Origin of the sequence: Pseudomonas sp. URMO17WK12:I9 (assembly GCF_900230165.1) — a bacterium.
Taxonomy (GTDB): Bacteria; Pseudomonadota; Gammaproteobacteria; order Pseudomonadales; family Pseudomonadaceae; genus Aquipseudomonas; species Aquipseudomonas fulva.
In genome coordinates, this window is sequence record NZ_OCMQ01000002.1 from 587,371 (window position 1) to 605,456 (window position 18,086).

Sequence of the window (18,086 nt, forward strand, 5' to 3'; positions counted from 1 at the left end):
CCGCCAGGGTTTGGATCAGAGGGCGAACGGCAGCTTCACGGCCACCTGCTGGCGCTGCGCCAGGCGCACCTCGAACTCGCTTGGGTCGTGGATCATCACATCCATGCCAGCAAAGGACTCCGCCGCGATCAAGCGAGACAGCCAGAACCGCACGCAGGCAACGCGCAACATCTGTGGCCAGAGTTCGGCTTCGGCTGCTGTGAACGGCCGTAATGCGGCGTAGGCGGCAAGCAAGGCCTGGGCGCGCGGTACATCGATGCCGGCCTGCGCATCCAGGCACCAGTCGTTCAGGGTAATGGCAATGTCATACAGCATCGGCCCCGAGCAGGCGTTGTAGAAGTCGATGACCCCGGACAGATGGGTGCCTTCGAACATCACGTTGTCGCGGAACAGGTCGGCATGCAGGTTCGCCCGGGGCAGTGCCAGGATCTGCGCCTGGTGGGCGGCGATTTCATCCAGCGCCGGTTGCAGCAGGCTCGCCTGCTCGGCGTTCAGGCGCGGCAGCAGTTCAGCCCCGGCGGCCAGCATCCACTCAAGGCCTCGGTCCGTGCGGCGCTCGATGATGTGTTCACGGGTGGCCAGGTGAATGTGTGCGAGCAGTTCACCGACCTGGGCACAATGCTGGGCATTGGGCGCCTTGATGTGTTTGCCCGAGAGCCTGGGTTGCAGCAACGCCGGTTTGCCGCATAGTTCGCGCAGGCCATGGCCGTCACGGTCACGAATGGCGTAGGGCACTGGCATCCGGGCCGTGTGCAGGGTATCGAGCAGCTCGATGAAGAACGGCATGTCCTCGCTGGGCCCACGCTCGATCAGCGTCAGCACGAACTCCCCCTGTTCGAGGCTGACGAAGAAGTTGCTGTTCTCGGTGCCGGCGGCGATACCCTGGAAATCGAGCAGGCGACCCAGCTCATAAGGTGCCAGAAAGGTTTCCAGCTCAGGCCGGGTCACGGGGGTGAAGACTGACATGATGAAAGATTGCCCATGCAGGCACTTCTGGCCGAAGTGCCGGGTTGATGTGAACGGTGCGCGTCAGATTACCACTCGAAGATCTTCCAGGACGGAATCAGCATGTCCGGCTGGTCGGAACGAATGAAATTGCCATCGGAGCCATCGGCGCGTACCAGAAAGTAAGGCTTGCCATGTTTGGGCGTGATCTTGATCGCATACAGGAAGCCGTTTTGGCGATATTCCTGGATGGTCTTGTCGCCTTCCGTGCGAATGGTCACCTCGGGATCGGCCGAGGGCGCGTCATCCGCCGCCAAGGTAACGACGGGCAGACCTGCCATCAGGCAGAGCAGTAACAGGCGATTGAGTGTACGCATGATAACCTAGTCCCTTTGTCGTCAATGATTCTGGCTATTCTAGCGCCGGACCCGTCGAAAAGGTTGATTCTGCTCATGAGCCAAGCGCCCCTCGTCCTCGTGGACGGTTCCTCCTACCTTTATCGCGCCTTCCATGCCTTGCCCCCGCTGACCACGTCCAAGGGCATGCCAACCGGTGCGGTGAAGGGTGTGCTCAACATGCTCAAGAGCCTGCGCAGGCAGTACCCAGACAGCTTGTTCGCCGTGGTGTTCGACGCCAAGGGCGGCACGTTCCGCGACACTCTGTTCGCCGACTACAAGGCCAACCGCCCCAGCATGCCTAACGATCTGCGGGTGCAGATCGAGCCGCTGCATGCCAGCGTCAAGGCCATGGGCTACCCACTGTTGTGCGTCGAAGGGGTCGAAGCTGACGATGTCATCGGTACCTTGGCACGCAGCAGCGCGGCGCTGGACCGGCCGGTCATCATTTCCACCGGCGACAAGGACATGGCGCAACTGGTCGACGGGCACATTACCCTGGTCAACACCATGACCGGTAGCGTGCTGGACGTGGCTGGCGTGCACGAGAAATTCGGGGTCGGCCCCGAGCACATCATCGACTTCCTGGCGCTGATGGGCGACAAGGTGGACAACATTCCAGGTGTGCCTGGTGTGGGTGAAAAGACCGCCGTCGGGCTGTTGACCGGGATCGGCGGGGGGCTCAGCGACCTGTACGCGAACCTGGACAAGGTGCCTGCGCTGCCCATTCGAGGCGCCAAGAGCCTGCCCGCCAAGCTTGAAGAACACCGTGAAGCGGCTTTCATGTCGTACGAGCTGGCCACCATCAAGATCGATGTGCCGCTGGACATCGAAGTCGATGCGCTGGTGTGCGGCGAACCAGACCGCGAGGCGCTGCTGGCGCTGTATACCGAAATGGAGTTCAAGAGCTGGATTGCCGACCTGCAGCGCGATGCGGCTCGGGAAGGGGACCAGTTGCCCCCGGTAGAGGCCCCGGCGGCCATGGTCGAGGCCCGCTATGAAACCATCCTTGACCAGGACCGCTTCGACGCCTGGCTTGAGAAACTGCGCCAGGCACCGCTGTTCGCGTTCGATACCGAAACCACCGGCCTCGATGCGCAGCGCGCCCAGCTGGTAGGGATTTCCTTCGCCGTCGAGCCCCATGAAGCGGCCTACGTCCCCTTGATGCACGACTACGAAGGCGCCCCTGCCCAGTTGGACCGTGAGGCCGTTCTGCTCGCGCTCAAGCCCTTGTTGGAGGACCCGGCAAAAGCCAAGGTCGGCCAGAACGCCAAGTACGACATCAACATCCTTGCCAATGGTTCTCCCGCGATCCAGGTGCAGGGGGTGGCCTATGACACCATGCTTGAATCGTACGTGTTCAACTCGACCGGCACGCGGCACGACATGGACAGCCTGGCGCAAAAGTACCTTGGGCATACCACCATTGCGTTCGAGGACATCGCAGGCAAAGGTGCCAAGCAGCTGACCTTCAACCAGATCCATCTGGACAAGGCCGGCCCCTACGCGGCCGAAGATGCCGACATCACCCTGCGCCTGCACCAGGCATTGCAGGCGCACATGGCCAAGACCCCCAGTGTGCAGTCGGTGCTCACGGACATCGAAATGCCGCTGGTGCCGGTGCTGGCCAAGATCGAGCGCCAGGGCGCGTTGGTCGATGCGGCGCTGTTGCACGTCCAGAGCGGCGAGCTGGGTGTGAAGATGGCCGAGCTGGAACAGCGGGCCTTCGAACTGGCTGGTGAGGAATTCAACCTGGGTTCGCCCAAGCAGCTGGGCGCGATCCTGTACGACAAGCTGGGCATGCCGGTGATCAGCAAGACGGCCAAGGGCCAGCCATCGACGGCAGAAGCTGTGCTGGACGAGCTGGCCGAGCAAGGGTACCCACTGCCTGAAGTGCTGATGCAGTACCGCAGCCTGAGCAAGCTCAAGAGCACCTACACCGACAAGCTGCCGGGGCAGATCAACCCTCGCACGGGGCGAATCCACACGTCGTACCAGCAGGCAGTGGCGGCCACGGGCCGGTTGTCGTCCAGTGACCCGAACCTGCAGAACATTCCGATCCGCACGGCCGAAGGCCGGCGAATCCGCCAGGCCTTCATCGCAAGCCCTGGCTACAAGCTGCTGGCCGCCGACTATTCCCAGATCGAGCTGCGCATCATGGCGCACCTGGCCAAGGACGAAGGCTTGCTGCACGCGTTCCAGAACGATCTGGACGTGCACCGGGCGACGGCGGCCGAAGTATTTGGCGTTGCGCTCGAACAGGTCACCCATGACCAGCGGCGCAGCGCCAAGGCGATCAACTTCGGGCTGATCTACGGCATGAGCGCCTTTGGTCTCGCCAAGCAGATCGGGGTGGACCGCAAGCAGTCCCAGGATTACATCGATCGTTACTTCACACGCTATCCAGGGGTGTTGGCCTACATGGAGCGTACCCGTGCCCAGGCCGCAGAGCAGGGGTTCGTGGAAACCCTGTTTGGTCGCCGGCTCTACCTGCCTGATATCAACGCCAAGAACCCAGCCTTGCGCCGGGGAGCCGAGCGCACGGCGATCAACGCGCCGATGCAGGGTACGGCTGCCGACATCATCAAGCGCGCCATGGTCAATGTGGACAACTGGCTGACCGAAAGCGCACTGGATGCGCGGGTGATCCTGCAGGTGCACGACGAACTTGTTCTTGAGGTGCGCGAAGACCTCGTGGATCTGGTGAAAGATGAAATTCGAAAGCACATGAGTCAGGCGGCGCAACTGGACGTGCCGTTGCTGGTCGAGGCCGGTGTGGGCGCAAACTGGGACGAAGCCCACTGATTGCGCGGGCCAAGGGGCGTTGTGGTGCGGTTTGCCGTCACAGTCGCCCTGGGCTGTCACAACCGGTTTCATGAAACTGTCGCAAATAGTTCCAGGCCCCAGGAACTAAAGCAGTGAACTGCAACTCAGAGTACCTGAATGGCTGGTGAAGCCGTTCGATGCTCCTATGTTGTGTTAAGTGTTGGCAGATATCCGGACCCCGCCCTAGCGGTCCGGGCTTGGACCCCGAACTTCCCCCTCCCCATACGAAGTCCGGGGTTTTTTTTGCCTGAAATTTGCCTGGCGCGGGCCTTGGCCCTCAGGCGACAGGCTTGTCTTCGAGCTCCATCCAGTCGGCCAGCACGCGGTAGGCGTCTTCAAGGCCCAGGCGCTTGGGGGCCGAGAACAGTTGGATGGTCACGCCTTCGCCCCAGCCTTTCCTGATCTCCGATTGCACCTTGAGCAAGGTGTTCTTGGCGGCGCCATGGGTGAGCTTGTCGGCCTTGGTCAGCAAGATATGCATGGGCATGCCGCTGGCCTTGGCCCAATCGAGCATCATCTTGTCGAAATCCGTCATCGGGTGGCGGACATCCATCATCAGGATCACGCCACGCAGGCATTCGCGGCTGCCCAGGTAAGCTTCCAGGTGGCGCTGCCAGTGCTGCTTGAGGGGGATGGGCACCTTGGCGTAGCCGTAGCCCGGTAAGTCGACCAGGCGGCGTTCGTCATCCAGGCTGAAGAAGTTCAGCAACTGGGTGCGGCCGGGCGTTTTCGAGGTGCGGGCCAGGCTGGCGTGGGTCAGCGTATTCAGCGCGCTGGATTTACCGGCGTTGGAGCGGCCGGCGAAGGCCACCTCGTAACCCTGGTCGTCCGGGCATTGTTCGACCTTGGCAGCGCTGAGGGCGAATTTGGCTTTCTGGCACAGGCCGAGGATGGGGTTCTTGACTTGCATGGGATATCCGATGTGGTGATGCCAGCCCCCTGTTGAGCGGGGCCTGGCAAGCGGTGTCGTTTCCGTTTGGGTGGCGGAAGTATATAATGCCCCAGTTTTTGTGTGCTCTTTCTCCCGGCTTTGGGGAACGAGCATGGGGTGTCGAACATGAGCTTGCGCATTAGAACGCAGCGCGGCCCCCAACCCTGAACGTCATGGCGCAATACGCAATGGCCGCTTGCTGTCGGTCTGTTCCTGCCGGTTTTCAGCGCACAGGCTACACAGGATTCCGAGGTGTTGTACAACCGCGTGTGCGCGGCGGGTACAGCGAACGCCTGCTCCATGAGCCCAGAGGGGCGATCGGGCAACCTGAATCCTGATCTGGCGCAATGCATGAATATCTCGGCACGGCACAATGCTCAGGGTTTCAAGGCTATGCCGCCGCGTGGATTGTGCATGGACTGCAGTGCCGAGGACTACCGTCTGGTCATCCTTTGGATGAATGGCAGTCCCGATACATAACATTTCACCCCTAGCCGTGTTGGATTAGCTGATGAACAAACTAGTCGTGAGTCTGCTGTTGAGCCTGGGTGTCGCAGGTGCGGCCACTGCTGCGCAGCCCGTCAAAGGCGATGCCGCCGCAGGTCAGGCCAAGACGGCCGTCTGCGGGGCCTGCCACAACCCAGATGGCAATAGCCTGGCACCGAACTTCCCCAAGCTGGCAGGTCAAGGCCAGCGCTACCTCGAAAAACAAATGCACGATATCAAGTCCGGCAAACGCGTCGTGCTGGAGATGACCGGCATGCTGGCCGGTTTCAACGACCAGGACCTGGCCGACATTGCGGCATATTTCGCTAGCCAGAAAAGCAGCGTGGGCGCGGCCGACCCTGCGCTGGTCGAGCGCGGGCGTGCGCTGTTCAACGGTGGCGACCTGGACAAGGGCATGCCGGCCTGCACGGGCTGCCACTCGCCTGACGGGGCGGGTATCGCACTGGCCGGGTTCCCTCACCTGAGCGGGCAGCATGCCCAGTACGTGAGCAAGCAGCTGACGGACTTCCGTGAAGGCAATCGCACCAACGATGGGGATGCCATGACCATGCGCACCATCGCCGGGAAGCTCAGTAACCATGACATCGAGGCATTGGCCAGCTACATCCAGGGCCTGCATTAATGCCCGGTTAATGTTGAAAGCCAAAGATGAAAGGGCGGCGCGGCTGCCCTTTTTTTCGTCCGCAGCCGTTACACTACAGAACTAGAGCCCTTCCCGGCCTGTCTCAATCCAGGTCGTGCCGTGGCGACCCATGACTGCTCAGGAGTAAAGCATGCGTAAACTGATTCTCAGCGCTGCGCTGGTCGCTGCCAGCGTACTTGGTATGACTTCCGTTCAGGCCGCAGAGCCTGTAGCCGGCAAGGAGTATGTCGAGCTGAGCAACCCGGTTCCGGTTTCCGTGCCTGGCAAGATCGAAGTGGTCGAGTTGTTCTGGTATGGCTGCCCGCATTGCTATCACTTCGAGCCTGTCATCAACCCGTGGGTCGACAAGCTGCCCGAGGACGTCAACTTCAAGCGTGTGCCTGCCATGTTCGGTGGCCCTTGGGATGCCCATGGCCAGATGTTCCTGACTCTGGAAGCGATGGGCGTCGAGCACAAGGTGCACGCGGCGGTATTCGACGCCATCCAGAACCAGCACAAGCGCCTGACAGACCCAGAAGACATGGCCGCTTTCCTGGCAACGCAGGGGGTGGACAAGGACAAGTTCCTGGCCACCTACAACTCTTTCGCCATCAAGGGCCAGGTCAACCAGGCGAAAGAACTGGCCAAGAAGTATGAAATCACGGGCGTTCCCAGCATGGTGGTCAACGGTAAGTACCGCTTCGACCTGGGCACCGCTGGCGGACCAGAGGGCGTCCTCAACGTGGCCGACCAGCTGATCGACAAGGAGCGCGCTGCCAAATAGGCAGCGCACCCATGCCTCGCCTACGGGTCACGCGCGGCGTTGCCCTGCCCCAGCCGCAGGTCAACGAGCATCACCTGCAAGCCCCCGGCTTGCCAGAAGATGGTCGTCTGCGGCTGCTCAGCTTCAACATCCAGGTGGGCATTAGTACCGAGCGCTATCGGCATTACCTGACGCGCAGCTGGCAGCACCTGCTGCCGCACACTGGCCGAGCCAGCAACTTGCAGAAAATCGGTAAGTTGCTTGGGGACTTCGATCTGGTGGCCCTGCAAGAGGCGGATGGGGGCAGCTTGCGCTCGGGCTATGTCAATCAGGTCGAGCATCTGGCCCAACTGGGTGCCTTCCCCTATTGGTACCAACAGCTCAATCGCAACCTTGGGCGCTTCGCTCAGCACAGTAATGGCGTACTCAGTCGCTTGAAGCCTCACCAACTCGAGGATCACCCACTGCCTGGCCCAGCAGGGCGCGGGGCTATCCTGGTGCGCTTCGGCGAGGGTGAGGATGCGCTGATCGTAGTCATGATGCACTTGGCCTTGGGCGCCAAGACCCGTGCACTGCAGCTGGCCTACATCCGCGAACTGATCGGCGGGTATCGCCATCAGGTGTTGATGGGGGACATGAACACCCATGCTACCGACCTGCTCGAGCATTCACCGTTGCGCGACCTTGGCCTGATTGCGCCTCAGGTGGAGGCCACCTTCCCCAGTTGGCGACCACAGCGCTGCCTGGACCATATCCTGCTCAGCCCGAGCCTTACCCTGGAAAGGGTCGAGGTGCTGGCCCAGCCGATTTCCGACCATCTTCCTGTGGCCGTCGAGATCCGATTGCCTGATGCATTGACTGTGGATACGCTGCCGGCCTTGAGCTGAATCAACTGACGCCTCGCTTGCCCTCAAGTGTCCCGGGCACGCGCCGACAGTGTGTATCAGACAGCCCCAGTTGTATCACCCGTGCGGACACAGGCATGACCGAAGAAGCCGAGCGCTGGAAAGAAAAATACCTGATAAGCATTGAGCAACAGGAGAAGCTCGAACGTCGCTGGGAGGCGCGCCTGGACTTGCTGCGCCGAGGCCTGGTTCGCAGTACGTTAGCCGCTGAGGGCAGCGACAAGGTCGTCGACCAGTGCATGAAGGAAATGCGCGAGGTCATTCGCAGTGACAACATGGATGCCGGGCTTGCCGGCCTTATCCCCCGTCTTGAAAAAGCGGTACTGGAGTCTGAGCAGCGCCGCGAAACCCGCATGAACCAAGTGGGCGATGCGCTGACGGCACTGGTTGATCAGTTGCAAGGCCTGCCGTTGACCAGCGATGTCTCCAGGCCGTTGAAGAAGCTTGCCAAGCGGCTGGAGGCCGGTGTAACCCAGTCTCGCGATCTGCCGCCGCTGCTGGGGGAACTCAGTGGGCTGCAAGGGCGTGCGCTGGCCGCGCTGGACAGGCCCGAAGCCAGTTCGCGGGGCGGCTTTTTGCAGCGGTTGTTCAAAGGTCGCGATGACCTGGCGCCTGTCGAGGCCGCCAGCGAGCAGGCGCCGGGCCTCGTCCCTGCTGCCTCGCAGCCCCTGGTTCAGGAAGCGTCCATTGTCCCTCAGCACGATGGGCATGAGGACAGCGATGCGTCCCCGTCACTGATCGAGTCTGAACAAATGTCGGGTGGCGAGCCGCCGCCCGTGCCCCAGGCACCTGGTCCGGCAATGGGCGTGCCATTGCAAAGTGGGGGTGAGGATGATTCGACCCCTTTGGCTGATGTCACGTTGTCTGACCAAGAGGCCTATGCCCTGCCCTACGCAGTCGAGCCGCCATACAGCCAGGTGGCCGCCCATATCGAGCAGACGCTGCTCGGTCTGCTGGATGACCTGAGCCTGCCGGACCGCCACAAGGCGCAGGCGCAGGCGATGCGCGAACGGGTGGCGCGCGGCATGAACTGGTACGAGTTGATTCCGGTGCTGGATGATCTTGCCGTGTTGTTGCTGGCGATCACCGACAGCGGCCAGCATGAGTTCGAAACCTATCTGCAATTGCTCAATGAGCGGCTCGAGGGTTTCCACGGCCACTTGCAGGCCGCCAGCGCAGGTCACGCCGACAACAGCAGTGCGGCACGCGAACTGGATACGCAATTGCGTGAGCAGGTGGACGGGCTGCAAACCGACATGCAAGGCGCCGCAGACGTATCGAGCTTGAAGCACCTGCTCGAAAGCCGGCTCGAAGGCTTGCTGATGACGATGGACCAGCACCAGCACGAGCGCGATCGCCGCGAGCAGGCGCTGGCTGGGCGTCTGCAGGGGCTGTCCGAGCGCGTGGCCAGCATGGAGCAGGAAGCGCTGGGTTACCGTGAGCACCTGGAGGAGCAGCGGCAGAAGGCGTTGCTCGACCCACTGACCGGCTTGCCCAATCGTGCGGCCTGGAGCGAGCAAATCGAGCGCGAGATGCAGCGCTGGCAGGAAAACGGCGGCGACTTGGCCATGGCGATTCTGGACCTGGATCATTTCAAGCAGATCAACGACGGCTATGGGCATCTGGCCGGTGACAAGGTACTGAAGATCGTGGCCGAACAGTTGCGCAAACGGCTGCGAGGCCAGGATTTCATTGCCCGCTTCGGGGGCGAGGAGTTCGTGCTGCTGCTGCCCGACACCTCCCCGGCAGACGCGTTACAGGTCGTCGAAACGATGCGCCTTGCCGTAGAGGCCTGCCCGTTTCACTTCAAGGGGGAGCGGGTGGTGGTATCCACGTCCATCGGGCTGAGCGCGTTCAGGCCTGGCGAGGTGGCCGATCAGGTGCTCAAGCGTGCCGACGCAGCGCTTTACCGTGCCAAGCAACGGGGGCGCAACTGCGTGGAGCAGCACTGACCGAGCGCCTGGCAAGGGCGAGCGCAGATGCGGGGAGAGCGTTATACTGTAGCGCTCATTCGCTGAGGCCACTGCCGTGCTTTCCACGCTGAAAAAATCACTGATCACCCTGCTGCTGCTGACTGTCGCCGGTTGCTCCACGGGCTTGCGCATCGACCGCAGCCACCCGTCAGCCAACCAAGACAACCGCATTCAGTTCGTGGTGCTGCACTATACCAATGCTTCACTGGAGCGCTCGTTGGCGTTGCTGACCCATGGCGAGGTCAGCAGCCACTACCTGATCGGTGATGGCCCCGCAACTGTCTACCAATTGGTGGATGAAAGCAGGCGGGCCTGGCACGCTGGCGACAGCCAGTGGCAAGGCAGAACCTGGTTGAATTCATCGTCCATCGGTATCGAGATCGTCAACGCTGGCTTTACCGATACGCCTGCCGGGCGGGTATGGCACCCCTACAGCGAAGCGCAGATCCAGTCGCTGATCGCGCTGCTCAAGGATATCGTCAAGCGTAATGGCATCGAGCCACGGCACATCATTGGCCATAGCGACATCGCCCCACTGCGCAAGCAGGACCCCGGCCCGCTGTTCCCGTGGAAACGTTTGGCCGACGCCGGCCTGGGTGTGTGGCCTGACGCCTCTAGCGTGGCTCGCCAGCAGGCCTACTTCGAGGTCAATCCTCCTACGGTTGGATGGTACCAGCAGGCGCTTGCCCGATTTGGCTACGCCATCGAGCAGACGGGCGTGCTCGATGTCCAGACTCGGCACGTGATCGCGGCGTTCCAGATGCGCTTCCGACCTCAACGCTTCGACGGCCAGCCCGATGCGCAGACGGCCGCCATGCTCGAGGTGCTCAACCGCATGCGGTAAAGCGTTGACGGCTGCCGTTTGGTCCTCGCGCAAGCGAAGCGCTAAACGGCAAAGGTAATTGTCCATTGAGTTGCTATACCTTGGTAATCAACTGGATGCCTTCGATGCCTGATCGCCTAGCGGCCTTGCGCCAATTTTTCTACCGCCCCTGGATGCTTGCCGCTTTGGCGGCAATCGCCAGTGCCGCCCTATTGCTAACCGCCAGCATCGCCATTGCGTTGCAGCAGATGAAGCAAAGTGAAAGCGAACAGATGAATGCTCAGGGCGAGCGTTTTCTGGAACGACTGGAACAGGTGTTCGGGCAGTTGCGCGAAGGTGTGGACTTATTGGAGACGCAACCTTTGCGTGGCTGCGGCCCCGCCATGCTGACGGCCTTGCAGCAGATCGGGTTGAGTTCACGGTTCATTTACGAGGCGGCCTATGTCGACGGTAATGTTGCCTGCTCGAACCGAGGTGACGAGCGGGCTTTCGTGCCGCTGCGCCCACCAGACATTAAAGGGCCGGTCTACAGCTACTGGCTCAACACCACCACCGAGCCCGACGAAAACCTTGCCGCCCTGATGTTGGGGCGTGGCCGGTTTCTGGTGTCCACGTCCCGTGGGCATCTGACCGATGTAGTGGATTTGCCTCCGGGCGGGAGCTTGTTGGTCGTGCTGGACAACGGTGCTCGGGCGATCCCGGTGCTGGGCCCGCCCCAGGTGTGGCCACCGCCTTCTGTGTGGTCGACCAGTCACAAAACGTTGCTGGAGTTCAGCGATCGTCTCATCTATCGCATGCCCACCAAGTCTCCTGATTACCAGTTGGTTCTGATCGCACCACGCGCAAGTCTCCCCCTGCGCATGAATGGCGCCCTGTGGCTGCTGTTTCCAGGCAGCGTACTGGGAGCTTGTTGCATTGGCTGGCTGGTCCTGCAATTGGCTCAACAGCGACGCTCCATGAGCTCCGAGCTTCAGCAAGCGCTGAGTCGTGGCCAGCTGCAAGTGCTCTACCAGCCGATTTTCGAGCTCGACAGCAGGCGCTGTGTCGGCGCCGAGGCATTGGTGCGCTGGCGTCGTCCCGATGGCAGCCTGACCAGCCCTGAGCTGTTCATACCGCTGGCCGAGAATACCGGGCAGATCCGTGAAATCACCGACTTCGTCCTGCGACGCGTCCTTGAGCAACTCGGCCCTCTGTTGCGCTCAAGGCCCATGCTCTACATCTCGGTGAACCTGGCGGCGTGCGACGTGATGGTTCCGCGTGTTGGGGAAGTGGCGGCGCGCCTGCTGGCGCTGCACCGGGTGGCCCCGAGGCAGATCGCTTTCGAGGTGACCGAACGGGGCCTGATCGATGTGGTGGTGGCGCGCGAAAACCTGCAAGCGTTGCGCGCCGAGGGCCATCAAGTGCTGATCGACGATTTCGGCACGGGTTATTGCAGCCTGGCCTACCTTCAGACCTTGCCCGTGGATTGCCTGAAAATCGACAAGGCATTCATCGATGCGCTGGGCCACGATGCCGCCAGCAGCGGTGTGGCACCCCATATCATCCGCATGGCCCACGACCTGCATCTACGGGTGATCGCCGAAGGTATCGAGCGTGAGGACCAGGCGCTGCTGCTGCTTGGCGAAGGGGTGAAGTACGGCCAGGGCTGGCTGTTCGCCAAGGCCCTGACGGCCCGGCAGTTTGCCGAGCTGGTCACGCGGGATAAGTTGCCACGGGGCAGACAGGCCTGACAGGCCTTGCGAGCGTCAGACCGGCAGGGCCAGGTAGAACTGGGTACCTTCACCTGGTCGCGAGAAGACGCCCATGCGCCCACCGTGCAACTGCACGATTTCCTTGCACAGGGCCAGTCCCAGGCCGGCCCCGCCCTTCTTGCGGCCCACTTGCACGAACGGCTCGAAGATGCGGCCCTGCTGACCATAGGCGATACCCTCGCCCGTGTCCTCGACACTGATGATCACGCGTTCGGCATGGCGGCGCGCATGCAGGCGGATGCGCCCGCCCTGGGGGGTGTGCCTGACCGCATTGTGCAGCAGGTTGTCCAGCACGCGGTCGAGCTGAGCAACGTCAGCCTGGATGCGCGGCAGTGGCGGTTCCAGGGCCAAGACCAGTTCGATCTGCTTCTGGCCCGCCTGATCGGCGAAGCGCAATTGCGCCCGCTCCAGCAATTCATCGATGGCACAGGGCGCCAGCTCGAGCTTTTGCAGACCGCTTTGATAGCGGCTGAAGTTGAGCAGGTCGTTGATCAACTGGGTCAGGCGCTGCATTTCTTCGCCGATGGTTTCCAGCAGATCGTATTCACGCGCTTCCTCGGGAAACTTGACCCGTTCGCGCAGCAAGCCGAACGCCATGTGCATACCGGTGACAGGCGTACGCAGCTCGTGGGAGGCGCGTAGCACGAACTCGCTGCGCACCCGCTCGAAGGCACGCTGTTCGGTCACATCGTGCAGCACCATCACGGCGCCCAGGATCGGGCCCTGAGGATGGCTGACGGGCGTCAAGCTATAGGTCAGCAGACGCGTTTCCTCGTCAACGTCGATGTGAAGGTCGTCCGGTTGACGGTCCAGACTGCCGCCGCGTAGCACCTGGCACAGTTGCTGTTCCAGTTCAGGTCGTTCCAGGGCTTCGGCCAGGCTGCTGCCAACGCGGCTGTCGTTCCAGCCCAGTTGGCGTTGAGCAACCGGGTTCAGGTGCTCAAGCAGGCCCTGTCGGTCGATGATCAGCAGGCCATCATCGATACTGTCGAGCACGGCTTGCAGGCGCTGCTGCCCGGCGAGCAATTCGTCGACATTGGTGGCCTGGTGCTTGCGCAGGGCGTCGGCCATGATCCCGAAGCGACGCGTGAGCTGGTTCAGTTCGCTGGCTTGAGTGATCGGGAGTGTGACATCGAAATTGCCCTTGCCCAGCTGATCGGCTGCCTTGGCCAGGGCCTCGATGGGCTGGCCGAATCGGCGGGCAATGTTGTGGGCCGTGATGAAGCCCAAAACCAGGACCACCAGGCCCATCAGGCCCAGCACGCCGCCTACCAGCAGTGCGCGGGCACGGCTTTGTTCTTCGCTGCGAGCGATGTTGGCCAGCGCTTGTTTGTGGGAATCGATCAGGTCGGTACGCACTTGATTGAATGCGGCGCCCAGTGGCTGGTCCACGGCCAGGCTGCGCGAGGGCGCCGGGGTGGCGTGGTAAGCCTCGAGAAATGCCTGGTAGTGGTCGCGGGCTTCGCTGAACCCTGGCCGCTGGCCACCGTCGGCCAGGCCTTGGTCGAGCAGGCGTTGGAAGTCGTCTTGCAGCGTTTGCAACTGACCTGGAGCCGTGTCCGTATCCAGCAGCAGGATAAGCTGCTCACCCAGGTTCTGGCGTAGCTTTAGCCCTACATCCAGCGAGTGGTTGGTGTCGCGAACCAGCGCCTGCTGGGCCGAAGCCATCTGCAGGACACTGACCAGGCCGAGTAGCAACCCCAACAGGGCGACCGTGACCAGCGCCGAGATGCTGAGAAAGAGCCGCGTGCGCAGCTTCATGGTCGGCCACTTCACAGGTTGTACTGCTTACGCTTGCGATACAGGGTCGATGCGTCGATCCCGAGGGTCTTGGCGGCTTGGTCGAGCGTGTCGCTGGCGGCCAGCACAGCGCCGATGTGCGCGCGCTCAAGCTCATCCAGGCTCAAGGCGGCCCCTACGCGCGGCGCGTTGCTGGCCGGTTGCTCGCCCATGCCCAGATGGCTGATCTCGACCTTTTCCTGGGGGCAGATGATGCTGGCCCGCTCGATCACGTTACGCAATTCGCGAATGTTGCCCGGCCAGCGATAATTGAGCAGCGCTGCACGTGCTTCCTCACTGAAACCGCGGGCCGGCCTTGAGTATTCCTTGACGAAGCGCGCCAGAAAGCGGTCGGCAAGCGTGAGGATGTCTTCACTGCGCTCGCGCAGGGGCGGCAGGTGCAAGGTAATGACGTTCAGGCGGTAGAGCAGGTCTTCGCGGAAACGACCCTCGCGCACCATTTCTTCAAGGTTGAGGTTGGTGGCGGCGAGAATGCGCACATCGGCCCGGCGGGTGACCGGGTCGCCAACACGCTCATATTCCTTGTCCTGGATAAAGCGCAGCAACTTGGGTTGCAGGGTCAGGGGGAAATCACCGATTTCATCGAGGAACAAGGTGCCGCCGTCCGCCTGGTTGACTCGGCCAAGGGTGCTTTCGCTGGCGCCGGTAAAGGCCCCTCGCGTGTGACCGAACAATTCGCTTTCCATCAGCTCGGCATTCAGCGACGGGCAGTTGATGGTCACGCAGGCCTTGCGTGCGCGCTTGCTCCAGCCGTGGATGGCGCGAGCCAACTCACCCTTGCCGGTCCCGGATTCGCCCAGGATCAGGATGTTGGCATCAGTGGTTGCCACCTGGCGGGCTGTTTCCAGTACGACCATCATGGCCGGGCTGTGGGAGTCGAGGCCATCCTTGGGCTTGCGCACTTCGCCTTCCAAGGCTTCCAGGCGGGCGGAAAGCTGGCGCACCTCCAGTTGCTTGGCTGTGGCCAGGCGCAACTGGTCAGGACTGCAAGGCTTGACCAGGTAGTCGGCGGCGCCGGCCTGGATGGCATCGACCGCTGTATCGATGGCGGAGTGGGCGGTCACGATGACTACACGCATCCACGGCGCCTGAACGCGCATCTGGGCCAACACGTCCAGGCCATTGTCTTCGCCAAGGCGCAGGTCAAGGAAGCACAGGTCGAACACCTGGCGCTGCAGCAGGCTCTCCGCCTGAGTGGCGCTGTTGGCGGTCGCCACGCTATAGCCCTCGTCTTCCAGGCAGTAGCGGAAGGTGCGCAGGATCGCGGACTCGTCATCCACCAGCAGAATGCGGCCTTGCTTGTCCTGGGCTGATTCCATGTACCTGCGCTCCTTTGGGAAATATCTTTGTTTAGTGTGGGAAAAATCGGGCAAGTTGCATGGTCAATTCTGAAGGATTCTGCCCTTTGCACGCCAGCGAGTCGACCAGCATGCTCAAAAGTCCCGGGGGACTGGCGATTTGCTTAGAGAGGGTGGTTGGCACATTGGTTGCGAAGAGTTTCAGATTTTGCCTACAAAAGGAGAGTACGACATGCCCTTCCCCTTTCGCGCGCTTGCGCTAGCGGTCAGTTTGCTGCCCTTCGTCGCTGTGGCGAGTGGAGATCCTGTTCACGATGCTCGCTTGGAAGGTTCGCTGCAGACGGCAGTGTCCCTGAACCGGATCCTCAACCCTTATCGGATCACCGTTGAGGTCGACGGCGCATCGGCGCGTTTGGCTGGGGAGGTCGAAAATGAGGTTGAGCGCCGTTTGGTCGAGGAAGTGGCCTTGGCCACTTCAGGTATCGAGAAGGTCGACAATCAGGTAAAGGTCAATCCTGAGCTGGTTGAGCGACCGCTGGCGTTGCGAGCCTATGCCCGGCGCACGGAAGACGTGACGCTGACGGCGGTCATACGGTCACGGCTGTTGTGGAGCCGCCTGACCGAGAAGGCATCTATAGAAGTGCAAAGTGACAGCGGTGTCATCACGCTCCGGGGTCGGGTAGACAATCCCGAGGCCAAGGAGCTTGCGGGCGTCGTGGCACGTACCACCGAGGGGGTGTACCTGGTCAACAACCTGATCAGCCTGGACACCGCCGCCATGATCAAAGCCAAGGGCCAGCCCGTGGATGCCCCGAGCGGACCACAGCCAAGCGATGCCTGGATCGTGGATAAAGTCCAAAGCAGTTACAGCTTCAGCCGCAACCTCGACGGGCTGAATCTGAAGGTGGTGAGCCAGGATGGCTTGGTACGACTCTCCGGCGAAGTCGTTAGCCCCGAGCAGAAAAATATCGCGATGGACATCGCCAGGCAGATCATCGGAGTACGTGGCGTAGATGCCGACATGCTCAAGGTGGCAACCAAGGTTGAGGGGTGATCGTGCATTTCGCACGGCCCCCCAGGGTGCATCGTGCAGGATACGTGGTAGGTCCTAATGGTTCAATCTTTTAAATCATTGAAAAATAAGGATTTTTTCTAATTTGAAAGCTGGCACGCAGGCTGCAATTACTTGTTCAAGTCTGGACAAAAATTACAGCAGGAGAAGCCGGCATGAACCGCCCATCTGTCAACCGTTTGCAAGTTACCGCCCTGCCACTGCGTCAGATCATGTCGCTTGGCATCGCGGTCATGCTGACCTTGGCAGCAGGGCTGTTCTACTACAGTGTGCAAACCGCCCGGTTGGCCGATCAGGTAGCGGCGCAAACCGCCCTGCTGTCGCAGATCCAGAACACCCGCGCCAGTAACCTCGTTCAGGCAGCCGAGCCGCTGCCATCGAAGGGTAAGGCCGAGTCCCCTGCAACCGTTGAACATGTCGTACCACAGGACCGTTGGGTGTTCTGATCACCCTGCTTTTGAAAAACAAAGGAGAATCACCATGCTGAGCTGGGCTATCACTTTCCTCATCATCGCCATCGTCGCTGCAGTTCTGGGCTTTGGTGGTATCGCTGGCGCTGCAACGGGTATCGCCAAGATCCTGTTCATCGTCTTCCTGGTTCTTTTCGTGGCTTCGTTCTTCTTTGGACGCGGTCGCAGATGAGCAGGCTGTTGCGCAATGCCGTAGCTGGCGTTCTGATGATGAGCGCCACTGCAGCAGCGTTTGCGGCCAATGATGGCCAGCAACGCGTCGATCAATTGCTGGGTAGCGATGCCGAATACCGGGAATCTTGGCAGGATGCTGTCAAAGGCGAAGAACGCCTGCCCGATTGGGTATTGAACCTCACGGGGAGTTCGCCTCAGCAGATGTCGGCGGTCACGGAAGACGGTAATAAGTACCTCGTGGGCCCGCTCTGCGAAGCCGCGGAAAAATGCACTTACAAGCGTTTGATCGTGGCATTCAGCTGGGACAAGGATGACGCCTACGGGATGCTGGTGGAGGTACCGGAAGGCCTGCCCAGCGACAAGTCGCCTACCCGCCATGCGCAGTACCGGTGGCTTGGCGAACCTGATGATGGCATGAAAGCCCTGCTTCAGGAGCAACTCAAGCAGGACCCGAACTGGTACTGAGTCGCAAGACCAGTGTGGTTCAGGTCCGGCACTGTCATGAAATAGAAGCTGAACGGCCGTAGGCTTGCAGCCTTCTATGATGCGCCGCTCCGAGGAGGAGCAGCACATGACCAAGGGGCCGGGCTGTTCTGATCGCTACAGGATCGGAGTGGCCTAGGGGTACAGGGAGTGCCTCCACCTGTTGGGCCGGGTCAGGTAAGGCAGAATCGGAAGTTCCAGGTCAGTAGAGCCCTGAACGATCTTCAGGGTGGACCTGGCTTCCGAGGAGCCATCCAAATATCAGTGCACGATGCACGAATTCCCTCTCGGGACACATTTTGTCTCAACCGCATGTCTTTTTTTTCCTCAGCCGTGCTATCAATACGA

17 protein-coding genes are annotated in these 18,086 nt (G+C 61.4%); 12 read left to right on the plus strand and 5 right to left on the minus strand.

Annotation, left to right across the window (positions count from 1 at the left end):
- Nucleotides 1–15: 15 nt before the first annotated feature.
- Both CRP40_RS07415 and CRP40_RS07420 read right to left on the minus strand, forming a co-directional pair.
- Nucleotides 16–966 carry a homoserine kinase gene (locus tag CRP40_RS07415; protein WP_027913238.1) on the minus strand — a complete coding sequence of 317 codons (951 nt, stop codon included), beginning with the start codon at nt 964–966 and terminating at the stop codon, nt 16–18.
- Between the two features lie 68 nt (nt 967–1,034).
- The gene (locus CRP40_RS07420) at nt 1,035–1,322 is read right to left on the minus strand and encodes a DUF2782 domain-containing protein (RefSeq protein WP_027913237.1); all 288 of its coding nucleotides are present in this window, start codon (nt 1,320–1,322) and stop codon (nt 1,035–1,037) included.
- A gap of 75 nt (nt 1,323–1,397) precedes the next feature.
- On the opposite strand from CRP40_RS07420, the gene polA reads away from it, so the two are divergent.
- Nucleotides 1,398–4,145, plus strand: a complete 2,748-nt coding sequence (gene polA, locus CRP40_RS07425) for a DNA polymerase I (protein ID WP_027913236.1) — start codon at nt 1,398–1,400, stop codon at nt 4,143–4,145.
- Nucleotides 4,146–4,443: 298 nt separating this feature from the next.
- On the opposite strand, the gene yihA is transcribed toward polA, so the two are convergent.
- Nucleotides 4,444–5,076 (minus strand): ribosome biogenesis GTP-binding protein YihA/YsxC, encoded by a 633-nt coding sequence (yihA, locus tag CRP40_RS07430; RefSeq protein WP_027913235.1) that lies wholly within the window; start codon nt 5,074–5,076, stop codon nt 4,444–4,446.
- 228 nt (nt 5,077–5,304) lie between these two features.
- Here yihA and CRP40_RS22160 point away from each other — a divergent pair, with 228 nt between their 5' ends.
- From CRP40_RS22160 to CRP40_RS07465, 7 genes are all read left to right on the plus strand, one after another.
- The gene (locus CRP40_RS22160) at nt 5,305–5,577 is read left to right on the plus strand and encodes a cytochrome c5 family protein (RefSeq protein WP_080992798.1); all 273 of its coding nucleotides are present in this window, start codon (nt 5,305–5,307) and stop codon (nt 5,575–5,577) included.
- 31 nt (nt 5,578–5,608) lie between these two features.
- Nucleotides 5,609–6,226 carry a c-type cytochrome gene (locus CRP40_RS07440; protein WP_027913234.1) on the plus strand — a complete coding sequence of 206 codons (618 nt, stop codon included), beginning with the start codon at nt 5,609–5,611 and terminating at the stop codon, nt 6,224–6,226.
- Nucleotides 6,227–6,377: 151 nt separating this feature from the next.
- Complete coding sequence (gene dsbA, locus CRP40_RS07445; protein ID WP_027913233.1) at nt 6,378–7,010, plus strand: thiol:disulfide interchange protein DsbA; 633 nt, start codon at nt 6,378–6,380, stop codon at nt 7,008–7,010.
- 11 nt (nt 7,011–7,021) lie between these two features.
- Nucleotides 7,022–7,876: an endonuclease/exonuclease/phosphatase family protein gene (locus tag CRP40_RS07450; protein WP_027913232.1), complete on the plus strand. Its 855-nt coding sequence runs from the start codon at nt 7,022–7,024 to the stop codon at nt 7,874–7,876.
- A 95-nt stretch (nt 7,877–7,971) separates the two neighbouring features.
- A complete protein-coding gene (locus CRP40_RS07455; RefSeq protein ID WP_027913231.1) occupies nt 7,972–9,846 on the plus strand; it encodes a GGDEF domain-containing protein in 1,875 nt (624 codons plus the stop codon).
- Nucleotides 9,847–9,922: 76 nt separating this feature from the next.
- On the plus strand, nt 9,923–10,711 hold the full coding sequence (locus tag CRP40_RS07460; protein WP_027913230.1) for an N-acetylmuramoyl-L-alanine amidase: 789 nt from the start codon (nt 9,923–9,925) through the stop codon (nt 10,709–10,711).
- Nucleotides 10,712–10,815: 104 nt separating this feature from the next.
- A complete protein-coding gene (locus CRP40_RS07465; protein ID WP_027913229.1) occupies nt 10,816–12,420 on the plus strand; it encodes an EAL domain-containing protein in 1,605 nt (534 codons plus the stop codon).
- A gap of 15 nt (nt 12,421–12,435) precedes the next feature.
- Here CRP40_RS07465 and CRP40_RS07470 read toward each other — a convergent pair whose 3' ends face one another.
- Both CRP40_RS07470 and algB read right to left on the minus strand, forming a co-directional pair.
- Nucleotides 12,436–14,202 carry a KinB sensor domain-containing domain gene (locus CRP40_RS07470; RefSeq protein WP_033694889.1) on the minus strand — a complete coding sequence of 589 codons (1,767 nt, stop codon included), beginning with the start codon at nt 14,200–14,202 and terminating at the stop codon, nt 12,436–12,438.
- Nucleotides 14,203–14,213: 11 nt separating this feature from the next.
- A complete protein-coding gene (gene algB / locus CRP40_RS07475; RefSeq protein WP_027913227.1) occupies nt 14,214–15,560 on the minus strand; it encodes a sigma-54-dependent response regulator transcription factor AlgB in 1,347 nt (448 codons plus the stop codon).
- A 211-nt stretch (nt 15,561–15,771) separates the two neighbouring features.
- Between algB and CRP40_RS07480 the strand changes: the two genes are divergently transcribed.
- From CRP40_RS07480 to CRP40_RS07495, 4 genes are all read left to right on the plus strand, one after another.
- Nucleotides 15,772–16,593 carry a BON domain-containing protein gene (locus CRP40_RS07480; protein WP_027913226.1) on the plus strand — a complete coding sequence of 274 codons (822 nt, stop codon included), beginning with the start codon at nt 15,772–15,774 and terminating at the stop codon, nt 16,591–16,593.
- 173 nt (nt 16,594–16,766) lie between these two features.
- The gene (locus tag CRP40_RS07485) at nt 16,767–17,057 is read left to right on the plus strand and encodes a hypothetical protein (RefSeq protein ID WP_027913225.1); all 291 of its coding nucleotides are present in this window, start codon (nt 16,767–16,769) and stop codon (nt 17,055–17,057) included.
- Nucleotides 17,058–17,091: 34 nt separating this feature from the next.
- Nucleotides 17,092–17,253 carry a DUF1328 domain-containing protein gene (locus CRP40_RS07490; RefSeq protein ID WP_023532363.1) on the plus strand — a complete coding sequence of 54 codons (162 nt, stop codon included), beginning with the start codon at nt 17,092–17,094 and terminating at the stop codon, nt 17,251–17,253.
- Nucleotides 17,250–17,720, plus strand: a complete 471-nt coding sequence (locus CRP40_RS07495; RefSeq protein ID WP_027913224.1) for an inhibitor of vertebrate lysozyme family protein — start codon at nt 17,250–17,252, stop codon at nt 17,718–17,720. The genes CRP40_RS07490 and CRP40_RS07495 overlap by 4 nt, the downstream gene beginning before the upstream one ends.
- Nucleotides 17,721–18,086: the final 366 nt, after the last annotated feature.

What these genes read in the sequence shown, in the direction of transcription:
- CRP40_RS07415 (WP_027913238.1), bottom strand. Translation starts at nt 966, where the DNA reads ATGTCAGTCTTCACCCCCGTGACCCGGCCTGAGCTGGAAACCTTTCTG.
- CRP40_RS07420 (WP_027913237.1), bottom strand. Translation starts at nt 1,322, where the DNA reads ATGCGTACACTCAATCGCCTGTTACTGCTCTGCCTGATGGCAGGTCTG.
- polA (WP_027913236.1), top strand. Translation starts at nt 1,398, where the DNA reads ATGAGCCAAGCGCCCCTCGTCCTCGTGGACGGTTCCTCCTACCTTTAT.
- yihA (WP_027913235.1), bottom strand. Translation starts at nt 5,076, where the DNA reads ATGCAAGTCAAGAACCCCATCCTCGGCCTGTGCCAGAAAGCCAAATTC.
- CRP40_RS07440 (WP_027913234.1), top strand. Translation starts at nt 5,609, where the DNA reads ATGAACAAACTAGTCGTGAGTCTGCTGTTGAGCCTGGGTGTCGCAGGT.
- dsbA (WP_027913233.1), top strand. Translation starts at nt 6,378, where the DNA reads ATGCGTAAACTGATTCTCAGCGCTGCGCTGGTCGCTGCCAGCGTACTT.
- CRP40_RS07450 (WP_027913232.1), top strand. Translation starts at nt 7,022, where the DNA reads ATGCCTCGCCTACGGGTCACGCGCGGCGTTGCCCTGCCCCAGCCGCAG.
- CRP40_RS07455 (WP_027913231.1), top strand. Translation starts at nt 7,972, where the DNA reads ATGACCGAAGAAGCCGAGCGCTGGAAAGAAAAATACCTGATAAGCATT.
- CRP40_RS07465 (WP_027913229.1), top strand. Translation starts at nt 10,816, where the DNA reads ATGCCTGATCGCCTAGCGGCCTTGCGCCAATTTTTCTACCGCCCCTGG.
- CRP40_RS07470 (WP_033694889.1), bottom strand. Translation starts at nt 14,202, where the DNA reads ATGAAGCTGCGCACGCGGCTCTTTCTCAGCATCTCGGCGCTGGTCACG.
- algB (WP_027913227.1), bottom strand. Translation starts at nt 15,560, where the DNA reads ATGGAATCAGCCCAGGACAAGCAAGGCCGCATTCTGCTGGTGGATGAC.
- CRP40_RS07480 (WP_027913226.1), top strand. Translation starts at nt 15,772, where the DNA reads ATGCCCTTCCCCTTTCGCGCGCTTGCGCTAGCGGTCAGTTTGCTGCCC.
- CRP40_RS07485 (WP_027913225.1), top strand. Translation starts at nt 16,767, where the DNA reads ATGAACCGCCCATCTGTCAACCGTTTGCAAGTTACCGCCCTGCCACTG.
- CRP40_RS07490 (WP_023532363.1), top strand. Translation starts at nt 17,092, where the DNA reads ATGCTGAGCTGGGCTATCACTTTCCTCATCATCGCCATCGTCGCTGCA.
- CRP40_RS07495 (WP_027913224.1), top strand. Translation starts at nt 17,250, where the DNA reads ATGAGCAGGCTGTTGCGCAATGCCGTAGCTGGCGTTCTGATGATGAGC.